At 65.1% G+C, this 25,993-nt stretch carries 18 protein-coding genes, 1 tRNA gene and 1 pseudogene; 12 read left to right on the forward strand and 8 right to left on the reverse strand.

All coding sequences use genetic code 11. The features are described from left to right. Positions 1–73 precede the first annotated feature (73 nt). Positions 74–1,630 carry a nitric oxide reductase transcriptional regulator NorR gene (gene norR, locus B9N93_RS12245; protein WP_085214027.1) on the reverse strand — a complete coding sequence of 519 codons (1,557 nt, stop codon included), beginning with the start codon at positions 1,628–1,630 and terminating at the stop codon, positions 74–76. 300 nt (positions 1,631–1,930) lie between these two features. Between norR and B9N93_RS12250 the strand changes: the two genes are divergently transcribed. From B9N93_RS12250 to B9N93_RS12275, 6 genes and pseudogenes are all read left to right on the forward strand, one after another. Continuing rightward, positions 1,931–2,308, forward strand: coding sequence for a group I truncated hemoglobin (locus B9N93_RS12250; RefSeq protein ID WP_085214029.1), 378 nt, complete (start codon positions 1,931–1,933; stop codon positions 2,306–2,308). A 14-nt stretch (positions 2,309–2,322) separates the two neighbouring features. After that, on the forward strand, positions 2,323–3,315 hold the full coding sequence (locus B9N93_RS12255) for a 2Fe-2S iron-sulfur cluster-binding protein (RefSeq protein WP_085214031.1): 993 nt from the start codon (positions 2,323–2,325) through the stop codon (positions 3,313–3,315). Next, a complete protein-coding gene (locus B9N93_RS12260; protein ID WP_085214033.1) occupies positions 3,312–4,478 on the forward strand; it encodes an HPP family protein in 1,167 nt (388 codons plus the stop codon). The genes B9N93_RS12255 and B9N93_RS12260 overlap by 4 nt, the downstream gene beginning before the upstream one ends. A gap of 398 nt (positions 4,479–4,876) precedes the next feature. Next, a pseudogene (locus B9N93_RS12265) lies at positions 4,877–5,605 on the forward strand (cbb3-type cytochrome c oxidase subunit I); the annotation flags it as partial. Between the two features lie 147 nt (positions 5,606–5,752). Continuing rightward, positions 5,753–6,706, forward strand: a complete 954-nt coding sequence (locus tag B9N93_RS12270; protein ID WP_085214035.1) for an Lcl C-terminal domain-containing protein — start codon at positions 5,753–5,755, stop codon at positions 6,704–6,706. Between the two features lie 113 nt (positions 6,707–6,819). Beyond that, the gene (locus B9N93_RS12275; protein ID WP_085214037.1) at positions 6,820–7,329 is read left to right on the forward strand and encodes a DUF1269 domain-containing protein; all 510 of its coding nucleotides are present in this window, start codon (positions 6,820–6,822) and stop codon (positions 7,327–7,329) included. Between the two features lie 63 nt (positions 7,330–7,392). Here B9N93_RS12275 and B9N93_RS12280 read toward each other — a convergent pair whose 3' ends face one another. Continuing rightward, on the reverse strand, positions 7,393–8,079 hold the full coding sequence (locus B9N93_RS12280; RefSeq protein ID WP_085214039.1) for a S1 family peptidase: 687 nt from the start codon (positions 8,077–8,079) through the stop codon (positions 7,393–7,395). A gap of 77 nt (positions 8,080–8,156) precedes the next feature. Beyond that, positions 8,157–9,341, reverse strand: a complete 1,185-nt coding sequence (locus tag B9N93_RS12285; protein WP_085214041.1) for a lytic transglycosylase domain-containing protein — start codon at positions 9,339–9,341, stop codon at positions 8,157–8,159. Positions 9,342–9,740: 399 nt separating this feature from the next. On the opposite strand from B9N93_RS12285, the gene B9N93_RS12290 reads away from it, so the two are divergent. Then, complete coding sequence (locus tag B9N93_RS12290; RefSeq protein WP_085214044.1) at positions 9,741–12,371, forward strand: PQQ-binding-like beta-propeller repeat protein; 2,631 nt, start codon at positions 9,741–9,743, stop codon at positions 12,369–12,371. A 326-nt stretch (positions 12,372–12,697) separates the two neighbouring features. Continuing rightward, positions 12,698–13,450, forward strand: coding sequence for a dioxygenase family protein (locus B9N93_RS12295; protein WP_176225249.1), 753 nt, complete (start codon positions 12,698–12,700; stop codon positions 13,448–13,450). A 63-nt stretch (positions 13,451–13,513) separates the two neighbouring features. Here B9N93_RS12295 and rtcA read toward each other — a convergent pair whose 3' ends face one another. Further along, on the reverse strand, positions 13,514–14,551 hold the full coding sequence (gene rtcA / locus B9N93_RS12300; RefSeq protein ID WP_085214048.1) for an RNA 3'-terminal phosphate cyclase: 1,038 nt from the start codon (positions 14,549–14,551) through the stop codon (positions 13,514–13,516). A 100-nt stretch (positions 14,552–14,651) separates the two neighbouring features. Here rtcA and B9N93_RS12305 point away from each other — a divergent pair, with 100 nt between their 5' ends. Further along, the gene (locus B9N93_RS12305) at positions 14,652–15,593 is read left to right on the forward strand and encodes a DUF1152 domain-containing protein (RefSeq protein WP_085214050.1); all 942 of its coding nucleotides are present in this window, start codon (positions 14,652–14,654) and stop codon (positions 15,591–15,593) included. A 10-nt stretch (positions 15,594–15,603) separates the two neighbouring features. Here B9N93_RS12305 and B9N93_RS12310 read toward each other — a convergent pair whose 3' ends face one another. The 3 genes from B9N93_RS12310 to B9N93_RS12315 all read right to left on the reverse strand — a co-directional run bounded on the left by B9N93_RS12310 (position 15,604) and on the right by B9N93_RS12315 (position 19,153). Further along, a complete protein-coding gene (locus tag B9N93_RS12310; RefSeq protein ID WP_085214052.1) occupies positions 15,604–16,824 on the reverse strand; it encodes an RtcB family protein in 1,221 nt (406 codons plus the stop codon). Positions 16,825–16,890: 66 nt separating this feature from the next. Next, positions 16,891–16,961, reverse strand: a tRNA-OTHER gene (locus tag B9N93_RS25500). A 638-nt stretch (positions 16,962–17,599) separates the two neighbouring features. Then, complete coding sequence (locus B9N93_RS12315; RefSeq protein ID WP_085216263.1) at positions 17,600–19,153, reverse strand: vWA domain-containing protein; 1,554 nt, start codon at positions 19,151–19,153, stop codon at positions 17,600–17,602. Between the two features lie 190 nt (positions 19,154–19,343). On the opposite strand from B9N93_RS12315, the gene rtcR reads away from it, so the two are divergent. The 3 genes from rtcR to B9N93_RS12330 all read left to right on the forward strand — a co-directional run bounded on the left by rtcR (position 19,344) and on the right by B9N93_RS12330 (position 22,606). Next, positions 19,344–20,936 (forward strand): RNA repair transcriptional activator RtcR, encoded by a 1,593-nt coding sequence (rtcR, locus tag B9N93_RS12320; protein WP_085214054.1) that lies wholly within the window; start codon positions 19,344–19,346, stop codon positions 20,934–20,936. A gap of 273 nt (positions 20,937–21,209) precedes the next feature. Further along, positions 21,210–21,845 carry a YecA/YgfB family protein gene (locus B9N93_RS26330; protein WP_085214056.1) on the forward strand — a complete coding sequence of 212 codons (636 nt, stop codon included), beginning with the start codon at positions 21,210–21,212 and terminating at the stop codon, positions 21,843–21,845. Positions 21,846–22,051: 206 nt separating this feature from the next. After that, positions 22,052–22,606 carry a flavodoxin gene (locus B9N93_RS12330; protein ID WP_085214058.1) on the forward strand — a complete coding sequence of 185 codons (555 nt, stop codon included), beginning with the start codon at positions 22,052–22,054 and terminating at the stop codon, positions 22,604–22,606. A 25-nt stretch (positions 22,607–22,631) separates the two neighbouring features. On the opposite strand, the gene B9N93_RS26335 is transcribed toward B9N93_RS12330, so the two are convergent. Beyond that, positions 22,632–25,730, reverse strand: coding sequence for a methyl-accepting chemotaxis protein (locus B9N93_RS26335; RefSeq protein WP_085214060.1), 3,099 nt, complete (start codon positions 25,728–25,730; stop codon positions 22,632–22,634). Positions 25,731–25,993: the final 263 nt, after the last annotated feature.

Raw genomic sequence — 25,993 nt, forward strand, 5'->3', positions numbered from 1 at the left:
ATACCATAAAAGACCTGGCCTAAGATAAATATTGGCACGATTTTTCCGGGGCGGATGGATACCCCGGTCCCGGCTATTTGATACCCAGGCGCCGCGCCAGCCGGTGCAAATTGCCGGGGTCCAAGCCCAAGCGCCGCGCCGCGCCGGCCCAATTACCCCCGGCCGCCGCCAGGGCTCCGAGGATCGAACGCCGCTGGAAATCGTCCACCGCCAGCGCCAGCGGCACATCCTCCCGCGGCGGCGGTTCCACGCCGGGCGGCCCCGCCACGGCGATATCCAGATCGCCCGGCTCCAGCACCACCGTCCCGCCCCGGCTGGACGCGGCGCGGAGGGCGGCGCGGAGCATGGCGTGTTCGAGTTCGCGCACATTGCCGGGCCAAGCATATCGGTTCAGCGCCTCGATGGTGGCGGGCATCATCGCCAAGCGTTCCAGGCCCAGCTTGGCCCGCGCCCGATCCAGGAAATACCCAGCCAGCACCGCGATATCCTCCACCCGCTCGCGCAGCGGCGGCACCCGTAAGGGATACATCGTCAGCCGGTGATAAAGGTCGGCGCGGAACCGGCCCGCCTTCACCTCCTCTTCCAAAGGCCGGTTGGTGGCGGCGATGATCCTGACCTCGGCCCGGTGCGCCTTGTCCGAGCCGGGCCGTTGGATTTCGCCGAACTGCACCGCCCGCAGCAACTTGGCCTGGATCGCCAGCGGCAGTTCTCCCACCTCGTCCAGGAACAGCGTGCCACCGTCGGCTAGCTCGAACTTCCCGGCCCGCTCGCTTCCCGCCCCGCTGAACGCGCCCTTGGCATGGCCGAACAATTCGCTTTCGGCCAGGGATTCCGGCAGCGCGGCGCAATTCACATAGACCAGGGCTTGACCGGCCCGCGCCGAGCGCGAATGGATGATCCGCGCCAGGATTTCCTTACCCACCCCGGTTTCCCCCGTCAGCAGCACGGTCAGGTCGGACTTGGCGACGATATCGATCTCGCGGTCCAGCTTGAGCATGGCCGGGCTTTGGCCCAGCACCGGACCGCTACGCGCCAGCGTCTCGTTCACCAACTCGGCGGCGACCTGGCCGCGATGGCGGGCCAAATCCTCCAAAGCGCCGATATAGGTTTCATAGCGCAGGGCCACGGTGGCGATGGCGGCGAAGGTCTGGAAAACGTGGTCGTCGATGCGGTCGAACACCCCGGCTTGCAGGGCGTCCGCCGTCAGCGCCCCGAACAAGGTGTTTTCGTTGTAGAGGCCACAGCCGAGGCAGGAATGGACTTGCAGCTTGCCGTAGGCATCGCCGGCCAACCAACCGTCATAGGGGTCGGGGCGAGGATCGTGGGCGGCAAAACGCAGCGGCGCACGCGATTCGACGATGGCCGCCAAGCGCGGATGTTCCGCCGGGAGGAACTGGCGACCCAGCACCTCGGGCGAAAGCCCCAAGGTCGCCACCGGCACCAAGGCTCCCTCCCGGTAGCGCAGCAAGGCGCAAGCCTGGTTGCCGGTGATGTGGGCGAAGATTTCCAGGAAGCGGAGATGGCGCTCGCGCATCGACACCTCGGCGGTCAGGTTCAGCACCGCGGCGCGGATGGCTTCATCGACGTTGGCTTGGGAAATATTCGGATGGAAAGCGGGCCAGGATTTCATAGATAGTCAAATCGACACGGGGCTTGTTATTTCGACACCACGGCCCCTTGTCCCCACCCAGGGCCGCGCATCCTCGGGCATCCTCCGGCCGGACCAGCCCAGGCTACCGCCGACGGTAGCCTAAACTACCCGGCCGGGGCTGTCATTTTAACAGCATCGAGTCGATACTAGAATACAAATCCATTTTTTATCAATGAGATAGACTCTGGCACCGGGTTTGCTAACCTCCGCGTTCCGAGGACCGGCCCCATCGGGCCGCCCGCCTCCCAACCCTGAAAGCCATCCCCATCGGAGCCAAGCATGTCGCAGAATACCCCCTCCCTGTACGAACAACTCGGTGGCCAAGCCGCCGTCAATGCCGCCGTCGATATCTTCTACCGCAAGGTGCTGGGCGACGACCGCATCAGCCATTTCTTCGAAGGCGTGGACATGGACCGGCAGGCCACCAAGCAGAAAGCCTTCCTCACCATGGCCTTCGGCGGACCGCATCACTACACCGGACTCGATATGCGGCGCGGCCATGCCCATCTGGTGGCCAAGGGCTTGGACGATAGCCATGTGGACGCGGTGATCGAGAACCTGGGCGGCACGCTGCGGGAACTGGGCGTCGCCGAAGACCTCATCGCCCAGGTCGCCGCCATCGCCGAAAGCACCCGCGCCGACGTGCTGGGCCGCTAGGACGGAGGTACGCCATGGCCGCGATCCACTACGCCAACCAGCGTTTTGAACTCGAACCGGGGCAATCGGTGTTGGATGGCCTGACCGGCCATGGCGTGCCCGTGCCCTCGTCGTGCCGGGCGGGCGTTTGCCAGACCTGCCTGATGCGTTCCACGGCGGGCGTGCCGCCGCCCGCGGCCCAGCGCGGACTGAAGGACAGCCTCAAGGCCCGTGGCTATTTCCTGGCCTGCGTCTGCCATCCCGAACAAGACCTGCGCGTGGTCCTGCCCGATGCGGAGGACGAGGACCGCCAAACCGCCACTGTGCTAAGCCTGGACCTTTTGGGCGGCGGCATCATGCAAGTGGCACTGGAATGCCACGCGCCGCTGGATTACCGCCCCGGCCAATTCATCAACCTGTTCCAGGACACCGGGCAGGTCCGCAGCTATTCCATCGCCAGCGTGCCGGGCCTGGACGACCCTATCCACCTGCATGTGCGGCGCTTGGCTGGGGGCCGGGTCAGCGGCTGGGTCCACGAGGAACTGCGGCCCGGCCAGACCGTGACGATCCAGGGTCCGGCCGGCGATTGTTTTTATCCATCCGGCACCCCCGGACAGCCGCTGCTGTTGATCGGCACCGGGTCCGGGCTGGCCCCGTTGTACGGCATCGTCCGCGATGCGCTGGCCCAGGGCCATTACGGGCCGATCCGGCTTTATCACGGCAGCCGCGCACCGGAAGGCTTGTACCTGGCCGAGGAACTGCGGGCCCTGGCCCGACGGCACGCCCATTTCGATTACATCCCCTGCCTGTCCGGGCCGGACGCGCCCGAAGGCTACGCCCAAGGCCGGGTCCACGAGGTGGCTTTGCGCGACAACCCCAAGCTCGACGGCTGGCGTATCTTCTTCTGCGGCCACCCGGAAATGGTCAAGCTGGGCAAGAAACAAGCCTTCCTGGCCGGTGCGGCGTTGCGGAATATCCACGCCGACGCATTCACGATCAATCCCGCGATGCCGGGCGCTGGCGCATGAACGGAGACGCCACGCCGGGGTTCCGCAAGCGCTTCAAGCTGCCGACGCTTTGGCCCAGGGAAGCCAACCCGGTCGCCCTCCCGACCCGCTTGCAAATCGCCGCGTCCGCCGGGCTGGCGCTCTACGCCACGGCCTGGGCCGGCGGGGCAGCCCGCCCGGCCCTGCCGATGGTGGCGTCCATGGGCGCGTCGGCGGTGATCCTGTTCGCCGTCCCGCACAGCCCGATGGCCGGAACCTGGGCGGTGCTGGGCGGACATCTGCTGTCGGGACTGGTCGGCGTGGCCTGCGCCGGTTGGATCGCCGACCCCTGGAGCGCCGCCGGTTGGGCGCTGGGACTGTCCATCTTCGCCATGCACAGCGCTCGTTGCCTGCATCCGCCCGGTGGGGCCACCGCCTTGTACGCGGTCCTGGGCGGGGAGGGCGTGCGGGCGCTGGGCTATGAATTCCTGCTGACGCCGCTGGCGCTCAATGTCGGCCTCCTGCTGGCGTTCGCCAAGCTCGCCCACCGCCCGCGCCCGGTCCCCCAACCCGCACCGGCCCCGGCCCATCCGCCGCCCTTGGAACGGCTGGGCCTGAACGGCGCGGACCTCCGCGCCGCCTTGCACGATATCCACGCCTTCGTGGATGTGAGCGAAGCCGAATTGCGCCAACTCTACGAACTCGCCGCCAACCACGCCTATCGGCGCGGCTTCGGCGAACAGGATTGCGCCGGCATCATGTCGCGCGATCCGGTCACGGTCGAGTTCGGGACCGATCTGGAAGCAACCTGGGCCTTGATGCGCCGCCATAACATCAAGGCGATCCCGGTCATCGACCGTGGCCGCCATGTCGTCGGCATCATCACCCTGACCGATTTCTTCCGCCACGCCCAAATCGAGCGCCTCGACGGCATGGGCGGCAAGTTGCGGCGGCTGCTCCAAACCACACCGGGCATCCACTCGCGCAAGCCCGAGGTCGCGGGGCAGATCATGACCGCGCCGGTGGTCAGCGTGCGGGCGGGCACCCCGGTCGCCGATCTCGCCCCGCTCCTGTGCGGACGCGGCATCCATCAAATCCCCGTCGTCGATGCCCGCGACAAACTGGTCGGCATCGTCACCCAATCCGATTTGATCGCGGCGATGTACCGCAACCTCGTCCCCCACCCCGTGGTCCAAGCCTCATGATCCAGCCGGTCGAACTCCAAGATTTCCTGCTCACCTTCTTCGCGGCGGTCCGGCCTCATGCGCCTGGCCTACGCGGCCTATGCCGTGCTGGCGGTGTCGGTGTGGATATTGACCGCCACCGCCCATCTCGACGGCTATTGGCGGACGCTGGCGGCGGCGATGCTGGTTGGCTATTGCCTCGCGCCCCGCACCATCTTCCGGCTCTGCGCCGACACCCACGCAACCCAGGACGACGACGACGCATTCCCCACCCATCACAGGAGCCATCCCCATGAACTCCCCGCCTCGCTGGGCTTCCGAAACCTTTTGAAAGAAAACCGCGATCTGGATGGCCGCCGGTTCGTTCGTGCCGCTGATCGGCCTGACCTTCGATTCCCTATCCCTGGTCGCGGCGGGCGGCAATGGTGGTGTGGATGCTGTATGGCTTCATCGGCTCGGTGTACTGGTTCCTGGAGGACGAGAGCGGCACCGAGATCGCCGGTTTGAAATGGGGCGAAATCGCCTTCTACGTGCTGACCGCCGCCGTGACCATCGTCGTGCCGGTCTACCTCCTGGTCCAGACCGGACCCGGTAGCGACGCCACCCGCTGGCTGATCAACAAGGGCCGCGAATACATCGAAGCCCCGCGCTGGGCCGATATTGGCATCGTCGCCGTGATGCTGGCGTTCTTCTACAACGTGGCCGGGACCTTCGCCAAGGGCCGCTGGTCGGGGATTTCCGGCGTGTTGACCCTGGATTTGGTGGCCTTGGCTGGTCTCTATCGAAGTGGCCTCGATGTTCGGCTCGGACATCCTGGGGCTGGGCCATCATTATTTCTGGATTGGCACCCCGGATTATTGGCTGGCGATAGGCGGCTTCTTCTCGGCGCTGGAACCGATCCCGCTAGTCGCCATGGTGGTGCATTCCATCTACGACTCCGGCGTGCATCGGTTCAGGAGCAGCAATCATCCGGCCCTGGCCTGCCGCCGATCAACCTCTACACCCATGGCACGCAATGATGGTCGGCCTCGCACGGACATCTGGCCTTCTTCGGCGCCTACGCCACCATCAACACCTATCTGGCGGTGCAGCAATGGCGAGGCAATGTGTGGATGGGCGGCAACCGCTCGGGGAAGTTGGAACGGTGGCCGCGCCTGCGGCTTGATCTTCGGAGAGTCACACCTAGTTGAAAGCCAGTGTCCCTTTGTCGTGCATCTCACCCTGCTACGCCGTATGCTATCTGTGTCCCGGTTGGGGGGGACCGACTCCTTTCATGATTCCACGAGGGCACGCACATGCGATCAAGCATCAGGTTACTCGCCTGGGCCGGGCTATTGGCCGTAGCTGGGACCGCCGCTCCGGCGGTACCCCCCACAGGCACCCAGGTCTATGCCAATGGCTATGCCCAGGGCGGCAGCAATGCCAGCTTCACTTGGCTCAACCCCGGCCCGCTCATCTATAAAGTATGGGTGCAGATACCGGCCCAGGGCACAGCCAGCAACGCGCCCTACCGGGTCTATCCCAAGGGCAACCCCTCGGGCGGAACGGCCTGTACGCCGGACGACCCGCTCACGCCCTGCTTCGAGGTGCCGATCAACCAAGCCGCCCGGCAAAAACGGTGGGTACAACTGACCCTCAACAAAGACCCAGAGACCGCCTGGAGATTCACCAAGGCAGGCTTCGTGAGCGTGGACGCCAGCACCGTCAGCCCCGGCGAGACGCTGGGCGCGGCGGCGGCGGTGTTCCAGGACGCCAGCCCCCTGGCGATAGGCAAGACCTACCAGGGCGGGATCATCTTCTATCTCAACGCGGCCAAGAGCCATGGCCTGATCGCCGCGCCGACCGATCAAGGCACGGACAGCACTTGGTGGAATGGCGCATACCTCCCGGTCGCAGCCGGCCCGGACAACACCGCCATCGGCATGGGCCAGGCCAACACCGAGGCCATCGTCGCGGCGCAGGGCGCGGGCGGCTACGCCGCACGGCTCTGCTACGACCTGGTGATCGGCAAATACACCGACTGGTACCTGCCCTCCAAGGACGAACTGAACCTGATGTACACCAATATCGGGCCAGGAGCCGCCGCGCCGCTGACCAATGTGGGAGGATTCGCCAGCGCCCTCTATTGGAGTTCCTCCGGCTACCAATACGACGACCGCTATGCCTGGGGCCAGGGTTTCGGTGCCAGCGGCCAAAGCCCGACCCCCAAGAGCTACCCGTTCCGGGTCCGCGCCGTGCGGAGTTTTTAGCCACCGCCAGGGTTCGGGAAACCGCACAGGACCGGCAGCTTGAATTTTCCGCAACATCCGCCATCTATACTTGCGCCTTTTCCCGAAATAACCCCAACACAAGGAGTTTTCCCATGAGCGAATTGATCGTCATCGGCTACGACAACCTATTCCAGGCGGAGGAAGTCCGGCTCAAGCTCTTGAAGATGCAGCGCGACTACCTGATCGATCTGGAGGACGCGGTGGTCGCGGTCAAGCAGGCGGACGACAAGGTCAAGCTGAACCAAGTGTTCAACCTGACCCAGGCCGGGGCCATCGGCGGGAGTTTCTGGGGCGCCCTGGTCGGAATGCTGTTCCTGAACCCGCTGCTGGGCGCGGCGGTGGGCGCGGGGGCCGGGGCCATCTCCGGCGCCCTGAGCGATGTCGGCATCGACGACGATTTCATGAAAAACCTGGCCGACACCTTCAAGCCCGGCACTTCCGCCCTGTTCATCCTGGTCCGCAAGGCCACGCCGGACAAGGTCTTGGACGAACTGCGCGGCGCGGGCGGCAAGATCATCCAGACCTCGCTCTCGCACGAGGACGAAGCCAAGCTGCAAGCGGCCCTGGACGCGGCGCAAACCCGCACCACCGCCGTGTTCTGATCCCGGTTCCCCACCCGCGGATTCCCGAGCCCCGCTTGGGAACCCGCGACCCAATCGCCGGGGTTATTTCCCCAGCGTCCGCAAAAAAGCCGGCAAGGCCGCCGCATCCTCCCAAAACGTCAAACCCCGCAACGGCCCGATCTCGTGGGCCTCCCCGGCCTCGACGGCGGCGATCCAGGCGCTGGGGATCGCATAACCCCGCGACTGCGCGGCGGACAGGAAAGTCGCCAAGCCCACCAAACGGCCTTGCCCATCGAACAAGCCCCCGCCACTGCCGCCGAAGGTGAAATCCGCCGTGGTTTCGATCACCCGCCCGCCCTCGAAAGGATGCAAGGCCCGCACACGGGCCTCGGCGTAGGCGATGCCGATGGCATGGGGATAACCATAGAAATACAGCGACTGGCCGACGCCCACCTCCCCGTCCCGCCCCAAACGCGCCACCGGCAACGGCAGGCCCGGCACCACCAGCACGCACAGGTCGCGCCGGGTATCGGCCCGCTGGGCGGTAGCCGGGAAGCTCAACGCCCCCTTGCCGACGGTGATCCGCCCGGCGTCGCGGGTGACATGGCAATTGGTCGCCACCCGGTCCTGCGCCACCACCACGCCCGAGCCATAAAACACCCGGCCCCCCGCCATATACCCCCGTATCTGCACCACGCTGAGGGAAGCCGTAGGGTCCACTTCCGCCGCCACGGACCCCGCCAAGCCCGCGCAGACCACCCCTATTCCGCATCGCATCGCTAATCGCATGATGGTTTTCCTCCGCCGGTATGGATCGACACTGGTTTTTTGGAAGCCCGGCGCGACGCCTGGGTTCCCGCCCGGACTCAAGCGGGCGGAGTCCCGGCCTTGCGATGGACCCACGCCCCGCCATCGCCCAGGCCCGGAATGCCAACCTCCTGGATGTGCTGGGCGTTGTTGCCTTCCTCGTAGCGGGGCAAGCGGCCATCGGTACGCCACAGCCGGTAGGCCAAGGCCGCGCTCAACACCCGGACCGGATAATCACGCGGCAGGTTCTGGAGATAGGGTTGGATGGTGACGAAATCGCGGGCGCCGTATTGGTTCATGATGGAGCGCAAACCGCCATTCTTGGGACCGATGTTGTAGGCCAACAGCGCCAGGAACAAATCGCCCCCCATCTCCCTGAGGTAATGGCGCAGGGTGGCGGCGGCGAGATGGGCGTTGTGGGTGGAATTGAGCGGGTCGGGCTTGTCGGTGCCGAGTTGGCGGCGGGCGGCATCGACGGCGGCTTTGGGGGGCGCGGTGATTTGGAACAGGCCGCGCCCGCCGTCCTTGCTGTCGCGGGGCAGGAACGAGGATTCCGCCGCGCCGATGCCGAGCAGGATTTCGCCGTCGATCTCGTTGGCCAGGGCGGCGGCGCGGATGGCAGGGAGGTAGGGCTGGGCGCGGTCGAGGATGCGGCGCGTCTGGGCGAGGTCGGAACGGCGGTAGGCGGCGAACACCTGATGGGCGATGGTGACGCGCTCGGCTTCCTCGCTGCCGCCGACCAGGGCGCGGAGGTGGGCGAGTTCACGCCGGAACGGTTCGCGCCCGGCCAGGAATCCGGCTCCCAGCGCCAAGCCCAGGGCCAGCGCGGCAGGCAGGTATTGCGATAACCGCCATAGCCAGCCCCGCGCCCGCCACCACGCCCACAACAAGCCCGACCCCAACAGCACCAGCAACAGGACCATCCCGGCGAAGGGCAGGAGGTTTTCGGCGAGGCCGGTGCCACCGAACCAATCCGCCGACCGGCCCAGCACCGCGATAATGAGGATGAGTCCGACCCCGGCGAGCGCCAGGATTTCCGTGCCGACCAGCCCGGTCATGCGCCAGGGGAAACGCCGCAGCAAGGCCATGAGCAAAGCGGCGACCCGGTGTCTGAATTTGGGCTTGGGCGGGATTGGCGGGATGGCTTCCTTGGGCTTGGCGACCGCCTTGCGCTTACGGATTTTCTTGGGTTTTTGCTCCGGGTGTTCTCCGGTCGCCGCCGTCGCCGTTTCACGCCCCACCATGCCGCCACCTCGTGTCTGGATTGGGGGCGATATTACCAGAGGGCGGGGAGCGCTTCAGTCGTGCCACGCTGAAGCCATACGGCAACGCCTTATCCGACGGCCCGGCCCACGCCATAGGCGAATCAGCCGGGCCACAGGAAAATCTCCCGACCTGCCTCCCCATAGAGATGCTTGATGCCTGAATCGCCGGAAAAACACCATAAATCGGATACAGCCCATTTCGGAAGCGCTGTACCGGACCACTATTCATCGCCTTTTTGATGTGCCAGATTAACTTTCGATAATCACTTTCCCCCCAAGCGCACCCTGGGGGATATGGAACAGGATTCGGAACGCGCCATCCCCTAGAGCGCGGATGAGGCTAGCGGCCCCAACGGGCCATCATATCGGAGCATACAGATGACACATCAGCAACCAGCCCCACGGGCGCGACGGTCGGCCACCTGGGTTTTCCTGGCCGGCCTCGCGGGTTTCGGCAGCGCGCAGGCGGCGGTCAACGTCTTCGAGCGCAGCTACGACCCATATCGGACCGGCGCCAACACCGCCGAAACCACCCTCACCCCGGCCAATGTCAAGGCCGACACCAACCAATTCCACAAACGCTTCGCGCTCAAGGTGGATGGCAAGATCGAGGGCTCGCCGCTCTATGCGTCCCAGGTCAACATCGGCGGCGGCCTCCACAACGTGGTCTATGTCGCCACCATGCACAACACCGTGTATGCCTTCGACGCCGACAGCGGTGCCCAACTCTCGACCCGCTGGCTGGGCGCCCCGGTCACCGGCAACGATCTCCACACTCTCAAGCCCTTCACCATCCATGGCGAATGGGGCATCGCCAGCACCCCGGTCATCGATCCCGCCACCGGCACTTTATATGTGGTGCGCTGGGGCTATGAAAACGGCACCAGCGGCCCGACCTATCGCTTGTTCGGGCTGGACATCGGCAACCTCGCCAACGAAAAATTTCCCTCGGTACGGATCGACGGCTACAGCAAGAACGGCGTCGGCTTCGACCGCTACCGCCAGATGCAGCGGGCCGGTCTGGCCCTGGCCAAAAAGCCGAATGGTGCCAAGGCCGTGGTCATCGCCTTCGGCGGCGGCGAGGGCCAGAACACGGCGGCGGGCTGGGTGGTCGCCTTCGACACCGCCAAGCTGCCCCAGGGCAAAGCTTCCCACGATGTCTGGTGTTCCAGCCCCAACAACGGCTCCGGCAGCGGCGGCGGGGCCGGGATATGGATGGCGAACGCCGCGCCCGCCATCGACGACAACGGCGATATCTATGTCGCCACCGGCAACGGTCCCTACAACCCGGCCTTCGGGGCCGACCAACTCGGCGAAAGCGCGGTGCGGCTGGTGTGGAATCCCGGCGATCCCGGCGCGTTGGCGGTGGCCGATTGGTTCACGCCCTTCCTCGACCGCGACCGCGACGCCGCCCACAAGGATCAAGATTTATCGGCAGGCGGCGTGGTCGCCCTGCCGGAGGGCGGCGGGCTGATCGCCGGCGGCAAGGACGGCGTGTACTACCACATCCACCGCGGCGGCATGGGCCAGCGCGATTACTCCAAGCTGATCGACCCGCCCTTCGTCGCCACCTTCGATTACCAACCTTGGAACGGCCACGGCTCGCTGTTCGACGACCTGAACCAGATCACCTCGACCGATCCCTTCACCATCGGCCATGTGGACGGTGGCCGCACCCCGCATATCCACGGCACCGGGGTCTATCACAACAACCTGCTGTTCGTGCAGGGCGAGAACAACCAAGTGCGGGTGTTCGCCAAGAACAGCGGTCATTTCGGCGCCAGCCCCCTGGCGAAAGGCACGGAAACCGCCTCCTGGGGCACCGGCTCGCCGGGCGGGATGCCCGGCGGCATCCTCTCGCTATCGGCCAACGGCACCCAGAACGCCATCCTCTGGGTGAACCAGGCCGCGGGCAACCTGCCCGGCGACCCCGCCGCCAATATCGCCCCCACGCCGAACATCCTCCGCGCCTACGATGTGTCGAGCGCGGTCGGCGGCACCCTGCAAATGATATGGGACAGCGAGATGGAGCCGAACGACCACGTCGGCGCAGCGACCAAATTCGCCCCGCCCCTGGTAGCCAACGGCAAGGTCTACATGGCGACCTACGACAACCAAGTGGTGGTCTATGGCCTGGGTGCCGCGTCGCCGACCCCGAAGCGGGATATCCGCCGCACCGTGGTATTCATCTACGCCCAGACCCAATCTGGCCAGGACATGTTCGTGCGGGGCGGGAGCCAGGGCGGTTCCCCCATCCGCATCACCCACCGCAACTGGCTGAACGCCCGCACCAATGTCTACCGCTGGGGCGACGCTTATCTGGACTGGAACGGCGGCGAACCCGGCCAGGCCCAGCCCGGCGGCGGTTTAGGCGGTGGTTCGCCGGTGGACTGGACCACCAGCGCGGCCCAGGGCCAGAACCAACCCTATGTGTGGATGGCGGGCTATGGCATCGCCAACGAAAACAACTTCGGGATGCACTACTGGATGCTCGATGCCGACATGGATTGCGAGCAGGCGTTCGACGATGGCAAAGGCCATAAGTGGTTCGAGCTGAAGGGCTTCATCGTCACCACGCTCAACAACGCCGTGTCGCCGACGCCGGGCTGGGAAGGCGATATCTATCAGACGGGCACGCCCTACCCTTCCATCAACCACATGGGCCAGTGCGGGATGGTGAATGTGTTCGTGGCGAACTTCCCCGGACGGCCCGCCAATCTGGACCCGAACTCGGCCCAGTTCTTCGCGCCCAGCTATACCTACCTCGCGCCGCTGGACGACCGCAAGGCCGCGGCGGACGTGCTGGAAAAAACGCCCTGCGTGGCTCCAGGCGTGGAGAAGCGCTGTGTCGGCAATCTGGCCCAGACCTGCCAGACCGTGGAGGGCGGGAAATATTTCCGCACCGCGCAGAACTGTAATACGTCCTCGGTGGGCGGGAATTTCGTGCAGATGTGCCAGCGCTCGACCGGCCAATGCTGCACGCCCGGTGCCGGGGGAATTTGCCAGTAAGCCGCCGACCGGGGTAGGTCCGAAGCGGCGGGTTGCTCCACGACCCGCCGTGGCGGACGGTGGCGCCGCTGGGGCTGAACTTCACATTCCCTCCAATTTGGCTCCATATTCGTCTTCCAGAATGGTCCGCGCTGGCCGGTAGCGCGGCCAAGCTTCCAAAACCACGCCCCCTCGCCGGGGTGCGGCACTCCCCTTCCCCCGAGGACACCCATCCCATGACCATGCCACCCAATAACGATATTCCGGTACCGGCCCGGCGCCGGTTCTTACTCAACGGAGCGCGGGGCGTGGCCGGATTGGCCGCGGCCGCAGCGCTCGGAACCCCCATGGGAACCGCCCTGGCCGCGAGCTACCCGCTTTCGCCCGTGCTGACCGAAGGCCCGTTCTGCCTGGACAAGAAACTGCTCCGCTCCGATGTCCGCAGCGATTCCACCACCGGGGAAACCACGACCGGCTTCCCTCTCGGCCTACGCATCCGGATCTTCACGCTGAACGCGAAGGGCAAGACCGTCCCGCTCGCGGGGGCCTATGTGGATATCTGGCATTGCAATGCCCTGGGTTATTACTCCGGCGAGACCAATAACGGTGCCTACGACGCCAGCACCGTGGATTGGCTGCGCGGCTACCAAGTGACCGATTCCAGGGGGCTGGTCAGGTTCGTTTCCATCTACCCCGGCTGGTACACCGGGCGCACGGTCCACATCCATGCCCGCATCCGCCTGTACGACGACGCGGGGAACGCCACCTACGACCAAGCCACGCAGATTTTCTTCGACGACGACCTGACCGATATCATCGCGGCCAAACCCCCCTACACCCACGATACCCAGGTGCGCACTTACAACGCGACCGATTCGATCTATAACGGCGCGTCCAACCATTCCGAAATCGACGGCGTCACCAGCGATGCCGGAGACGATCTACTAGCCACCACGACCCTGCTCCCCAAGCGTTGCAGCGCCTCGATCCGGCTCGTGATCGACACCAGCGAAGGCGTGGCCGGGTTGAATTGCCCGACCAGCGCGGACAATAGCGGCGGCGGGGGCGGCGGTGGCACGCCCCCGACACCGCCCTCCTGAAGCGCCAGCGCCGCCGGGCAACAAAACAAGGGTTGGCCCATGACAACCCTTGTTTCCCGGTCCTCAACCATCCCGTCCCACCCCGACCCGAAACGCCCCATCATCCCGCCGTTCCATCCGAATCTCCACGTCTAAGAAGCGCCGGATCACCCCGGCATTGGTGATAGCGTGCTGGCTCGGCGTCCCCGTGGTGAACGACCCGGCCCCGGCCAGGGCCAAGGGCAGCAACAATTGATCGGCCAGATACGGACCCACCGCCGCTCCCGCCGCGAGATAACGCCGCGCCTGCTCGACGGTCCGCTCGGCCACGGTTTCCGCCGCCACGCCCTTTTCCGCGAAGCCGGAAAACACCTCGGTCACTTGTTCATGTTCCAAGGTCAGCAACAAGGCGTTGCCCGGCCCCTGGTCGTTGGCGAGACCGCGCAGGTGGAGTTGTTCGGCGTTCCAACCCAGGCGCTTGCCGACCACGTCCAGTTCCCGGCGGGCAATGTGGACCGGCAGGGCGGCGATGAAGCTTTCCGCGTAGGCTTGGACGCGGGGGCCGCGTTCCTCCAGGACCAAGGGCCGCAGCCGGGGCGCGGGCTCGATGTGGGCGCTGAAACCGCCGCCGCCCGCCGGATAGAAACCGAAGCGCTGGAGTTCCAGGGACACCTCCGCGCCCATGCGCCGCAGCAGCGGCAGGAAGGCCCGCTCCAGGAAATGGAACGGCGGCGACATGGGGTTGTGGGTGCCGCCCTGGAGTTCGACCCGGCTCGGCGCATCGGCCCGCAGCAAAGCCGGGAGGACGGTCTGGAACACCAGGGTACAGCTTCCCGCCGTGCCGATGGCGAAGCGGTAGTCGCCGCCCCGGACCAGCCCCGGCGCGAAGCCCAAGGTTTGCGAACCGGCCCGGTCGCCTTCGACCGTGGCCCCGCAAATCTCCGCCGCCGCCCGCACGGCGGTCAGGTGTTGGCGCATCAGCCCTGGGGTTTTGCGCTTGGCGCGGATATTGACAATGCGGAACGGCGTCCCGGTACACAGAGACAGCGACAGCGCCGTCCGCAATACCTGTCCACCACCCTCGCCTTCCGAACCGTCCAGTTCCAAGTATTCATTCACCATTTCATGCCCCCGGAATATACTTCACATCATAATCCTTGACCATCGGGATTATGCCGCATTAAAGTCCACATCGAACAAAACGCTGCTTATAGGTTTTAAAATGAAAATTCCCTTTTTCGACGCCTTATCGGACTCGAAATCCATCCTGATCGCGGGCGCGGGTGGTGGTTTCGACGTGGCAAGTGGAATACCCATCTATTTATATCTACGCAAACTCGGCAAGCCCGTGGTTCTGGCCAACTTATCCTTCACCGCATTACCGTCCACGGACAGCGATGAAATCTGTCCAGGCACCTATCAGATCACCCAAGAATCGCGGGATATACCTTACTTTCCAGAGAAATTCATCCTGGAATGGCTAAGCGCCAGGGGCGAGAATCCCGATATCTACGCTTGCTCCAACAAGCTGGGGGTTATCCCGCTCGGCCATGCCTATTCGGTGATCGCCCAGAAACACGGTATCGACACACTCATCCTGGTCGATGGCGGCACGGATAGCCTGATGTTCGGCGATGAAGTAGGGGTCGGCACCATCGTCGAGGATGCCTGTTCCATCATCGCGGCGGCCAAAGTTCCCATCGCCCATCGCTATCTGGTCGCGACCGGGTTTGGTGTCGATTATTTCCACGACCTCAATCACCATGCCTGCCTGGAAAATATCGCCACCCTTACCAGGGACGGCGCATACCTGGGTGCCATCGCCTTGACTCAGGATATGGACGAGGGACGGGGTTATTTGGAGTTGGTGGAATACCTGAACCGGCGGCTGCCGGGATATATGAGTATCGTCGCCAATTCCATAGCCAGCGCCATCCGGGGTGAATTCGGGAATTTCCATGTCACCCCCAGGACGAAAGGCAGCGAGTTGTTCATCAATCCCTTTATGGGGTTATTTTGGTTTTTCCAACTACGCGGCGTGGCTGCGCGGATCGCGTTCGCTTCCAAAATCGACACCAGCGAGACCATGCACGAAGTGGCCCAGGGTTTTCGGCTATTCCGCGCCATGACCATCCGGCGCACACCGAAAAATATCCCCCTCTGACGCGGCCCGCCTAACCCTTGACGCACACCACCTGCTTGAGGGTATGCACGATCTCCACCAAATCCGCCTGCGCCCGCATCACCGCGTCGATGTCCTTATAGGCCAGGGGAATCTCGTCGATCACATTCTTGTCCTTGCGGCATTCCACGCCTTCGGTGGCCTGGATTTGGTCGGCCACGCTGTAGCGGCGCTTGGCCTCGGAGCGCGACATCAAACGCCCCGCGCCGTGGCTGCACGAGCAGAACGACTGCGGCTCGCCCTTGCCGCGCACGATGTAGGACCGCGCCCCCATCGAACCGGGGATGATGCCGAGTTCGCCTTCCCGCGCCGACACCGCGCCCTTGCGGGTGACGAGGATGTTCTTGCCGAAATGGTGTTCGCGCTGCACGTAGTTGTGGTGGCAATTCACCGCCTCGACCTCGGCCTCGAACGGCTGGGGCATGATGCGGCGGATGGCCTCGACCACCTGACGCATCATCAAGGCCCGGTTGCGGCGGGCGTAATCCTGCGCCCATTCCACCGCTTGCACATAGTCGGTGAAATGTTCGCTTTGCTGCGGGAAATAGGCCAAATCGGCATCCGGCAGGTTGATGAAATAGCGGCGCATGTCCTCCTTCGCCAGTTCGATGAACAGGTTGCCGATGGCGTTGCCGACGCCCCGCGAGCCCGAGTGCAGCATGAACCAAACTCGATCCACCTCGTCCAGGCAGACCTCGATGAAGTGATTGCCAGTGCCGAGCGTGCCCAGGTGGTTGCGGTTGTTGGTCTTGGCGAGCTTGGGGTATTTCGCGGTGATCTCGCGGAATTCCGGCTCCAGTTCGGCCCAGACTTCGTCCACCTCCGGCGGCGGATTCGTCCAGGCGCCCACATCGCGGCTGCCGGGCGTGCGGCCATGGGGGACGGCTTTTTCGATGGCCGTGCGCCAGCCATGCAGGTGGTCGGGCAGGTCGGCGGCGGTCAGCGAAGTGCGGGCGGCGATCATCCCGCAGCCGATATCGACCCCGACCGCCGCCGGGATGATGGCCCCGAGGGTCGGGATCACGCTGCCGATGGTGGAGCCCTTGCCGAGATGCACGTCCGGCATCACCGCCAGGTGGCTGAAGATGAACGGCAGCCGGGCGATGTTGAAAAGCTGCTGCTTGGCTTCTTCCTCGACCGGGACGCCACGGGTCCACATCTTGATGTGGTGGCCTTGGGTGGGCTGGAGGACTTCGTAGGATTCGTGGTTCATGGGCTTTCCCCTGGAATAAAAGGCGCGATGACAAGGGATGATGAAATTCCTATTCGCTACCGGCCATAGGCCGACCGGGACTTGAACCCGGAACCTGCGGATCGCTCCGCCGCTTTACCATGTAATTCCATCGGCATTCATCGCTAAAAAAGCTTGGGCGACAAGGGGTTGGTGAAACTTGCCCGGTGTTCTACCACTGAACTACGGTCCTATGGGTAGCGGGACCGACGGGGATCGAACCCGCGACTTCCGGGGTAGATGTAGTTCCACCCGCATTCGCCCAAAATTATCGAAAAAAGCGGCGCGACAAGGATCGGCAAGACTTCTGCTCTACCGACTGAGCTACCGCGCCGAAGCACGGGCCGGGATCGAACCGGCGACATGAGGTAGTCCTGCCCGCATTCGCACCAAACAGCCATCAAAAAAGATGGGCGACAAGGTGTGGTGAAACAAGGCGCTCTGGCCTCTGAGCTACGGTCCCGAAGGACCGGCGGGAATCGAACCCGCGACCTCCCGCGTGACAGGCGTGTAGTTCCACCGGCATTCGCCCAAAATCGTCATAAAAAGCTGTGCGACAAAACGGGGTTGGACTCGAACCTGGGTCGCCCCAGGCTCCGGGACTTGAACCCGAGCGGTTGCCCGCCTACCTGATGTAGTCCAACCGGCATTCGCACATCAACCTAAGTGCGGAGGCCCGCGACAAGAATTCGGTGTGATCGCGCTATCGGAACAATCGATGTAATCACACCGGCATTCGCGGGCCTCCGCCCAACACTTACAAAACCATCTCTTCGATCACGCCGGCCCAATGCGCCGCCGTCAATTGCCCGGCCGCGAACGCCGCCAGCACCTTGAACACCTCGTCGGAGAACCCGCCGATGTTCAAAATATCCCCGCGTTCCGCCGCCTGGGTCGTGCCGTAGGGCTGGATGTCGATGCAGACCAAGCGGGCCTCCGGGTTGCGCTGGCGGAAGATTTCCCATTCCTTCAAGGTGGCCGTGGCCCCATGCCGGACAGCGTCCACCCAGGATTGATTATCCGAGACGAACACCACCAGATCGGCCCGGGCCTTTTCGCGGTTCAGCAAGGCCAAAGGAGCGCTGCAATTGGTTCCGCCGCCCCCGACCGCCGCCAGCCTTTCGGCATTGGCCAGCACCGTGGCGCGGGCATCCAAAGCCACCGACACCACATCGGTCTCGAAGGGCAAGACCCGCGTCTCGGGGTTCTTGCGCAGCAACGCCGCCGCCACCAAGGCCGCCACATCGACACAGCGCACCGACGTGGTCGCCGATCCGCGTTGGCCCGTGACCGGGGAACGCATCGAACCGGACACGTCCGGGCAGACCACCACCCGGCCCGCCAATTCCGGCACGTTGGCGAGCGCGGTTTCCATAGCCTGCTGCAAAGCTTCCCGGACCTGGGCGGGCACGCCTTGCCCGACCGAGCGGTAGGCCGCCAGCAATTGGTACGGGAACACCTTGGCGCGGGCGATGGCCGCCGGATCGCGCAGTTTGTCCGCCACCACCTCCGCCATGCCTTCCATGGCAAACACGCCATGCCGGGCAAAGGTGTTCAGATTCATCCGCACCATCTGCCAACCGCTACAGCGGGCGATCCGCGCCCATTGTTTGGTGTCCAGATTCAAAGCCGTCAGCATTTGGAACGGCACCTCCGGCGGTTCGCCGCCGGGGTCGCGCTTCCAGGCTTCAAAAGCCTGGGTGATGGGTGGCAAGGCCGCCGCATCGTAGGGCTTGCCGATCAACCAGGCGAAAAAGGCTTCGCGCCAGGGCTCGGCGGGCTTGGGATGCACCATCTTCACCACATCGACCAGGGAGGGCGCGTTGCCCACGGCGGCGTTCAGCAAATCCTTCTCGGAAGCTTGGTTCAGCCAGTGCTGCACCAGCTTCTTGGGCCGGGTGCCCAGGGACTTCCGGCCCACCGCGCCGCTCCGCAAAATCTGCACGAAGTTCCGCAGCATCCGGCCATTGCCGACCACCCGGTCGAACACCTGGGGCAGGAATTCCGGTCCCCGCAGGGTCAACACCGCCGCCAACAAGGCCGGGATATCTTTCATATAACCCCGCTCGCGGCAGTAAACGGCGGTCTTGGCGATGAAGCGCGGCTCCACCTCGCGGCACAGGTCGAGGATCGTCGCCAATTGCGCTTCGGCCCCGGCGTAGAACGTGCCGTTCAGGCAGCCGGTCGCGGCGTATTGGGCCAGCCGGTGCTTGGGGCTGAAAGCATAGGCGGGAGCGCCTTCGTGGTTACGGCCATCGGCCACCGGCAGGGCACGGCCCCGCGTGCTTTGGAACAATTGTGGATTCGCCATGGCGTTCATCTCGTGATCGTTGCGGTTACGGCTGTACTATTGCAGCCGCCGTGCCAGGATTTGCGCCATTATTCCAACTCATTGATTTATCTAGCTTTCAGCCTGTTTCGGGGTCGATAAGCACTCCATCGGCTTGGCCCGGAGTCCTGGAATTTTTATACTTTAAGCTAAACTATTAGCGAAAATTCCCATGAAGAATCTCGTCGTCATCGGTTTCATCGGCACCCAGCTCGACGCGGGCAGGGCCGCCGGGCGCTGGGAAAAATGGCGTCCCAGCGTGGCCTTGACCCAGCGCGAAGACTTGGAAGTCCACCGCTTCGAGTTGCTCTACACGCCGCGCCACCTCTCCCTGGTGGAACAAATCGTGGCCGATATCGCCGCCGTGTCGCCGGAAACTTTGGTCCGGCCCGTGGCGCTGGACATCGCCGATCCTTGGGATTTCGGCGAGGTCTACGCGGCGCTGTTCGATTTCGCCAGCGGCTACGCCTTCGACACCGGGAACGAGGATTACTGGATACACATCACCACCGGCACCCATGTCGCCCAAATCTGCTTATTCCTCATGGCCGAGGCCCGCTACCTGCCCGGCCCCTTGCTGCAAACCTCCCCGCCCAAGCGCCAAGGCGTGGGCGAAATCGGCGGCTACGTCCTGATCGATCTGGACCTGTCCAAATACGACGCCATCGCCCAGCGCTTCGCCCGCGCCCAGCAAGACGCCATCGCCCTGCTGAAATCCGGCATCGCCACCCGCAATCCCCATTTCAACCGGGTCATCACCGAGATCGAACAAGTGGCGGTGCGTTCCAAGGCACCCATGCTGTTGATGGGACCGACCGGCGCGGGCAAATCCTTCCTGGCGCGGCGGGTGTTCGAGTTGAAGAAGGCGCGGCGGCAGGTGGCGGGCGGTTTCGTCGAGGTCAACTGCGCCACCCTGCGCGGCGATGGCGCGGCCTCGGCCCTGTTCGGCCATGTCAAGGGCGCGTTCACCGGGGCGGTGGCGGAGCGCGGCGGCTTGTTGCGGGCGGCGGATGGCGGCGTTTTATTCCTGGATGAAATCGGCGAACTGGGCCAGGACGAACAAGCCATGCTGCTCAAGGCCATCGAGGACAAGACCTTCTATCCGGTGGGCGGAGACCGGGAAGTGGGCAGCGATTTCCAGTTGATCGCCGGGACCAACCGCGACCTACGGCGGGAAGTGCTGGCCGGGCGGTTCCGGGAAGATTTGTTCGCCCGCATCAACCTGTGGACCTACGAACTGCCCGGACTGGCCCGCCGCCCCGAGGACATCGAGCCGAATTTGGATTTCTTCCTGGCCCGGCATTCGGCGGAACTCGGCCACCGGGTGCGGTTCAGCGCCGAGGCCCGCCGCAAATACCTGGCGTTCGCGCAGTCGCCCGCCGCGAAGTGGAGCGGCAATTTCCGCGACCTGGGCGCTTCGGTGATGCGGCTGGCGACCCTGGCCGAGGGCGGGCGGATCGCCGAAAGCCTAGTGGAAACGGAAATCGCCCGGCTGCGGGCCTTGTGGGAACCAGTGGCGGAGGGTGGCCGGGCCGGGTGTTTGCTGACACCGGAAGCCTGGGCGGACCTCGACCGGTTCGACCAGTTGCAACTGGAAGCGGTGATCGGCGTCTGCCGGGAAGCGGCCAGCCTGTCGGAGGCGGGGCGGCGGCTGTTCGCCGTGTCGCGGAACCAACGCGCCAGCCCCAACGACGCCGACCGGCTGCGTAAATATCTGGCGCGGTTCGGGTTGGATTGGCGGGCGGTGAAGACCGGAGCCACATGAACGAATGTCCGCCGGCGTCCAAAGCTTGCTTTGGACTCCCGGCCAGGGGCAGTGGAAGGTTCCGCCACAAAATCATCCAGAAACCTTCATCCTGTTGTAAAATCAACGCCTTGGATACGGGCGCCCAAGCGCTTGTTTTCCATCGGTTGGCTGGCCGCGATTCCCGTGCCGGTGTCCGGCGTTCCAACCCAAGCCCCATGTTAGCGATGACACGGGGTTTTTTATGCCCGGCGGTTCCCGCCGCTTCCCCATCACGACAACCCGACCCTATCCATGACCACCATCGCTTCCATCGACGAACTCGACCGCTTCCTCTCTTCCACCGCGATGCCGGAACACGGCCTCAACCTGCACGGACTCGACGGCCTGTGCGCGGCGCTGGCCCTCGTGCCCGGCTCCGTGCCTTCCGAGCAATGGCTGGCCTGGGTCTGGGATAGCGGGGAAGGCACGCAACAGCCCGAATTCGCCGACGCCGAGCAGGAACAACGCCTCACCCGGCAAATCCTCACCCATTATGAGCGGGTCAAGGACGCCATCAAGGCGCAAAGCTTCGCGCCGCATCCCACCCCCGCCGACGGCGACGCGATTCAGAACGCGCAACGCTGGTGCCAGGGCTTCGTGACCGGCATGTCGCTGTCCCCCGACCCTTGGGACAAGCTCCTGGACCGCCACAGCGAAATGCTCTCGCCCATGCTGTTGCTGGGCACCGAGCGCGGTTGCAAAACCATCTCGCAGAGCGGCACCCGCTTCGAGGAAGTCGCCGCCGCCCTGCCCGCCGCGGTCGCCGCCCTCCACGCCCATTTCGCCGCTCAAACCAGCCCGGTACGCAAAGCCGAAGGCAAGGTGGGCCGCAACGAGGCCTGTCCTTGCGGTTCCGGCAAGAAGTACAAGAAATGCTGCGGCGCGTAAGCGGCCCCTAGCCCGGATTCCACCGCGTCCCATCCGGGCTGCGCGGTTTGTCGCATTGCCTACAATCCAGCGCCGAAGCGGGCGGACCAGCGCCGCCCCCATCGCTTAACCCATTGATTCCACATAAAAATATCGGCTGGCCTGGAACCTGCTGCACGCGGTTTCAGCGCCTCGGGGCGCGGTCGTGGACAACAACGGGGAACATCGTGAACAAGATCGGCATTTTCTATGGCACCGACACCGGGACCACCCGCTTGGTGGCGAAGCGGATTTTCAAGGCGCTGGGGGCGGAAACCGCCGACGCGCCCAAGAACGTCAACCGGGCCGGGGTGGCGGAATTTTCCGGCTACGACGCCCTGATCCTGGGCACGCCCAGCTATGGCGTGGGGGCGGTGCCCGGCCAGGCGGTCGGTTGCGTCGAACCCAATTGGGCGGAATTCCTGCCGCAACTGGAAGGGATGGATTTTTCCAGCAAGCGGGTGGCCTTGTTCGGGCTCGGCCACCAGGAACGCTATTCCGAGCGCTTCGCCAGTTCGCTGATCCACCTCTACCGGTTTTTCCAGGCCCGTGGCGCGGATATGGTCGGTGCCTGGAGTACCGAGGGCTATACCTTCGAGGCTTCGGCCTCCATCGTCGATGGCCGCTTCGTGGGCCTGGTGGTGGACCAGCGCTCGCAACCGGCGCTGACCGATCCCCGCATCGAGGCGTGGCTGGCGGAGGTCGGACCGCTATTGAAGGAGCGCTGCGCGGAGGCGGCGTAAGCCTGGGCGCGGTAGGCCACCGCGCTCAGAACTCCTCCCACTTTTCGGCGGCGGTCGGCTCCACCCGCGCCGGATGGCCCGGCGGCGGTACGGCCAGACGCCCGCCGGACCCGCCGCCGGTCTTGAAGAAACCCACCAAGCGCACCATCTCCTCGGCCTGCCCGCACATGGACAGGCTCGCTGCCGAAGTCTCCTCGGCCAGGGCGGCGTTCTGCTGGGTGATCTCGTCCATCTGCGCCACCGCCTGGTTGACCTGGCCGATATCCTGGGCCTGTTGGGCGCTCGCCACCGATATCTGCGATACCAACCCCCCCACCTGCCGCACCCCGGCCACGATCTCCCCCAGCATCTCGCCCGATTGGCTGACCCAGCCCACGCCGGCCCGCACCTTGTCCAGGCTGCCCTCGATCAATTCCCGGCTTTCCTTCGCCGCCTGGGCGCTGCGCTGGGCGAGGCCACGCACCTCCGCCGCCACCACCGCGAAGCCTTTCCCCTGCTCGCCCGCCCGCGCCGCCTCGACCGCCGCGTTCAAGGCCAGGAGGTTGGTCTGGGAGGCGAGCATGTCGATGGTGCCGATAATCCGGGCGATCTTGGCGCTGCTCTCGTTGATTTCCGCCATCGCGGCCACGGCTTGCCGCACCACCTCGCCGCCGCGCTCCGCCAACAGCCGGACCTGGGCCGCGGCCTCGTTGGCGCGGAGGGCATAGCCGGCGTTTTCCCGCACCGTGCCGGTCAGTTCGTCCATGCTGGCCGAGGTTTGTTGCAGGCTGGAGGCTTGCTGCTCCGCACGTTGGGACAGATCGTTGTTGCCGCTGGCGATTTCCTGGGAGGCGTTGTGGATGAACTCGGCGGAGCGCCGGATTTGGCCGAACACCTCGCCGAGTCTGTCCTGGGTCCGCGCCAAATTGGCGCGGAACTCGCCATAGACCCCCATATAGGCGTCGTAGCCGGTCTGGCGGGTCAGATCGCCCTCGGCCATGCCGCGGATAACCCAACCGAAATCCTTGAACAGCGCTTCCGTATCGCCCGCCACCTGGTTCAGGCCGTCGCACAGGGTTTTCAGGAACCCGATCCCCTCCCCCGCCTCGATCCGCCGTGCCAGGTCGCCGGACCGGAATTCCTCCAGCAATTGGTTCACCTGCCGCTCTATCGCCACCTCGGCGGTGCGGTCGGCCCATTCCACCACGTTGCCGATGCGTTGGCCGTCGTGGTCGAACACCGGGTTGACCACCCCCACGAAACACCGGCCCGCCACTTCGGTTTCGAAACGGTGGGTGGTCATCAGTTGTTCCAGCAGATAACGCGAATGGGCGGGCGAACGGTCGAACAGGTCGATGCCGGTCCCCAGCAGCCGCTCGGCGTCGAACTCCGGCATCACCTTGCGTAGATCGGCCTCGGCGGCCTTGAACAAGTTCCGCGCCGCCGGATTCAGGTAGACGATATCGAAATCCTGGTCGGACACCATCATGCCGGTGGAGGCATTGTCCAGCGCCGCCCGTATCCTGTGTCCCTCGCTGGCGAGGCGGCGCAGTTCGGCCACGTCGTAGCCGAGCTTGGTCTGCACACAGCGCAGGGCGTTCAACACCTCGCCGCATTCGTCGTTGTGCGCCACCTCGATGCCCTGGGTGAAATCGCCCTGGGCGATCCGCATGAAGCCTTCCGAAGCCTGCCCCAAGGGCACCAACACCCGCCGCATCATATAACGCTGCACGCCGGCCGCCAGCAAGGCCAAGGCCAGGGAGGCCGCCAGCATCGCCGCGCGTTTGAACGCGAGGCGGTCGATGCGCCCGGCCAGCGCCCCGTCCAGGGCATCGCCCAAACCGGCGTGCAGCCGCAAGCCCGCCTCGATGGCCGCGCCGCCCGCTGCGGATACCTCTTCCGGTGCCAGGCCGACCGGTCCGGCCTGGGCGATGCCACGGTCGAGCAACTCCAGGAACGCCTGTTGCCGCCGTTCGCTGTTTTCGAACAGGGGCGACAGGCTTGCCCTCAAACCCGGCAACTCGCCGAACACCTTGGCCAAACCGGCGCGGTTGGCAGCCTGGGTGGCGCGCACCGATTCCGCCAAGAGCGCCAGCCGGGTGTGGTCGGCTTCGGAAATCCCCTGGCGCAAGGCCGCGGCCGTGGCCAAGCCGCGCACGAGTCCGAGGTGGTACAGGCTTTGCGGGTTCTTGAAGACCCAGCCATCCATCAGGTAGTAGGTCGCGAGTTCCGGGTCCAGGGTCAGGTTGGAGGCGTCCGAAACCTGGGTAATCAAACCCAACAGGCTGTTGAGCAGGACGTTGTGGGACTCGGGGCCGTCCACGCCCTTGGACATGGGCCAAGCTTGGCGCAGGGCTTGCCAGCGCCCCCGGAACGCCGCCCACTGCGTGCCGCCCCAGCGGGCGGCGAGCGCGTCCACCACCGCGAGGTCGGCCTCGATCCTGGCCTCCACTTCCGCCGCCTTGGCCTTGGCGGAGACATCGCCTCCGAGCGCGGCGGCGACCAAGACCCGGTGGCGCGGCAAATCGTCCAGCAAGGCCGACAAGGCCCGGATATACACGACACCTTGGCGCTCCTGCTCGGCGAACTCGATCCCGGCCCCGATTTCCTTGAGCAGCAAACCCATGGGCACGGCCACCGCCGCCAGCAGCAAGACACCGACCAGGACACCCAAACGGCGCAGCGGCCAGCGGCCCAGGAAATTCAGCCGCCGCCACGGCGGAGTCCCGTCCCCGCCCCCCGCGTTCATGCGCCGGTACCGCGCGGCGGCCCGTTCGGCCTCGGCCTTGGATATGGCGCCGCGCACCGAGAGATAACCGATCACCTGGCCGTTTTCCCACAGCGGGGCGATATTAGCCCGGACCCAATAGAAATCGCCGTTCTTGCGGCGGTTCTTGACCAACCCGGTCCAGGGCCGCCCGGCCCCGAGGCTGTCCCACAGTTCCCGGAACACGGCGGCCGGCATATCGGGATGGCGCACCAGGTTATGCGGCTGGCCGAGCAGTTCGCGCTCGCCGAAACCGCTGGCGGCGATGAATTCAGCGTTGGCGTAGGTGATGATTCCCTTCAGGTCGGTCTTGCTGACGATCATGGCACCTGGGTTCAGGACGTATTCCGTGTCCGTGACCGGCATGTTCTTTTTCATGGGAATGCCTGTTGAGTTGTTTCAAGTCCCCGGCCACGCCCGGCCTGGCGGCGCGGGAAGGCCCGGTCTGCTGAAGGCTAGAGCATTTTCGGTTCGGATGTACGGTCCGTCGCGCTGGGCACGGAACCGGAAAGCGGGTTCCCCCCGTCCGCGGGCCAGGATTGTAAAATCGACAAAACCGTTACCGGAGCGCCGGACCAAGCCATGGCGGAGCCGCCGGGGGAACCGCTCCCGGCGGCGATTCGGCTAAGATAGGCACCTTC

Source organism: Methylomagnum ishizawai (assembly GCF_900155475.1).
Classification (GTDB): Bacteria; Pseudomonadota; Gammaproteobacteria; order Methylococcales; family Methylococcaceae; genus Methylomagnum; species Methylomagnum ishizawai_A.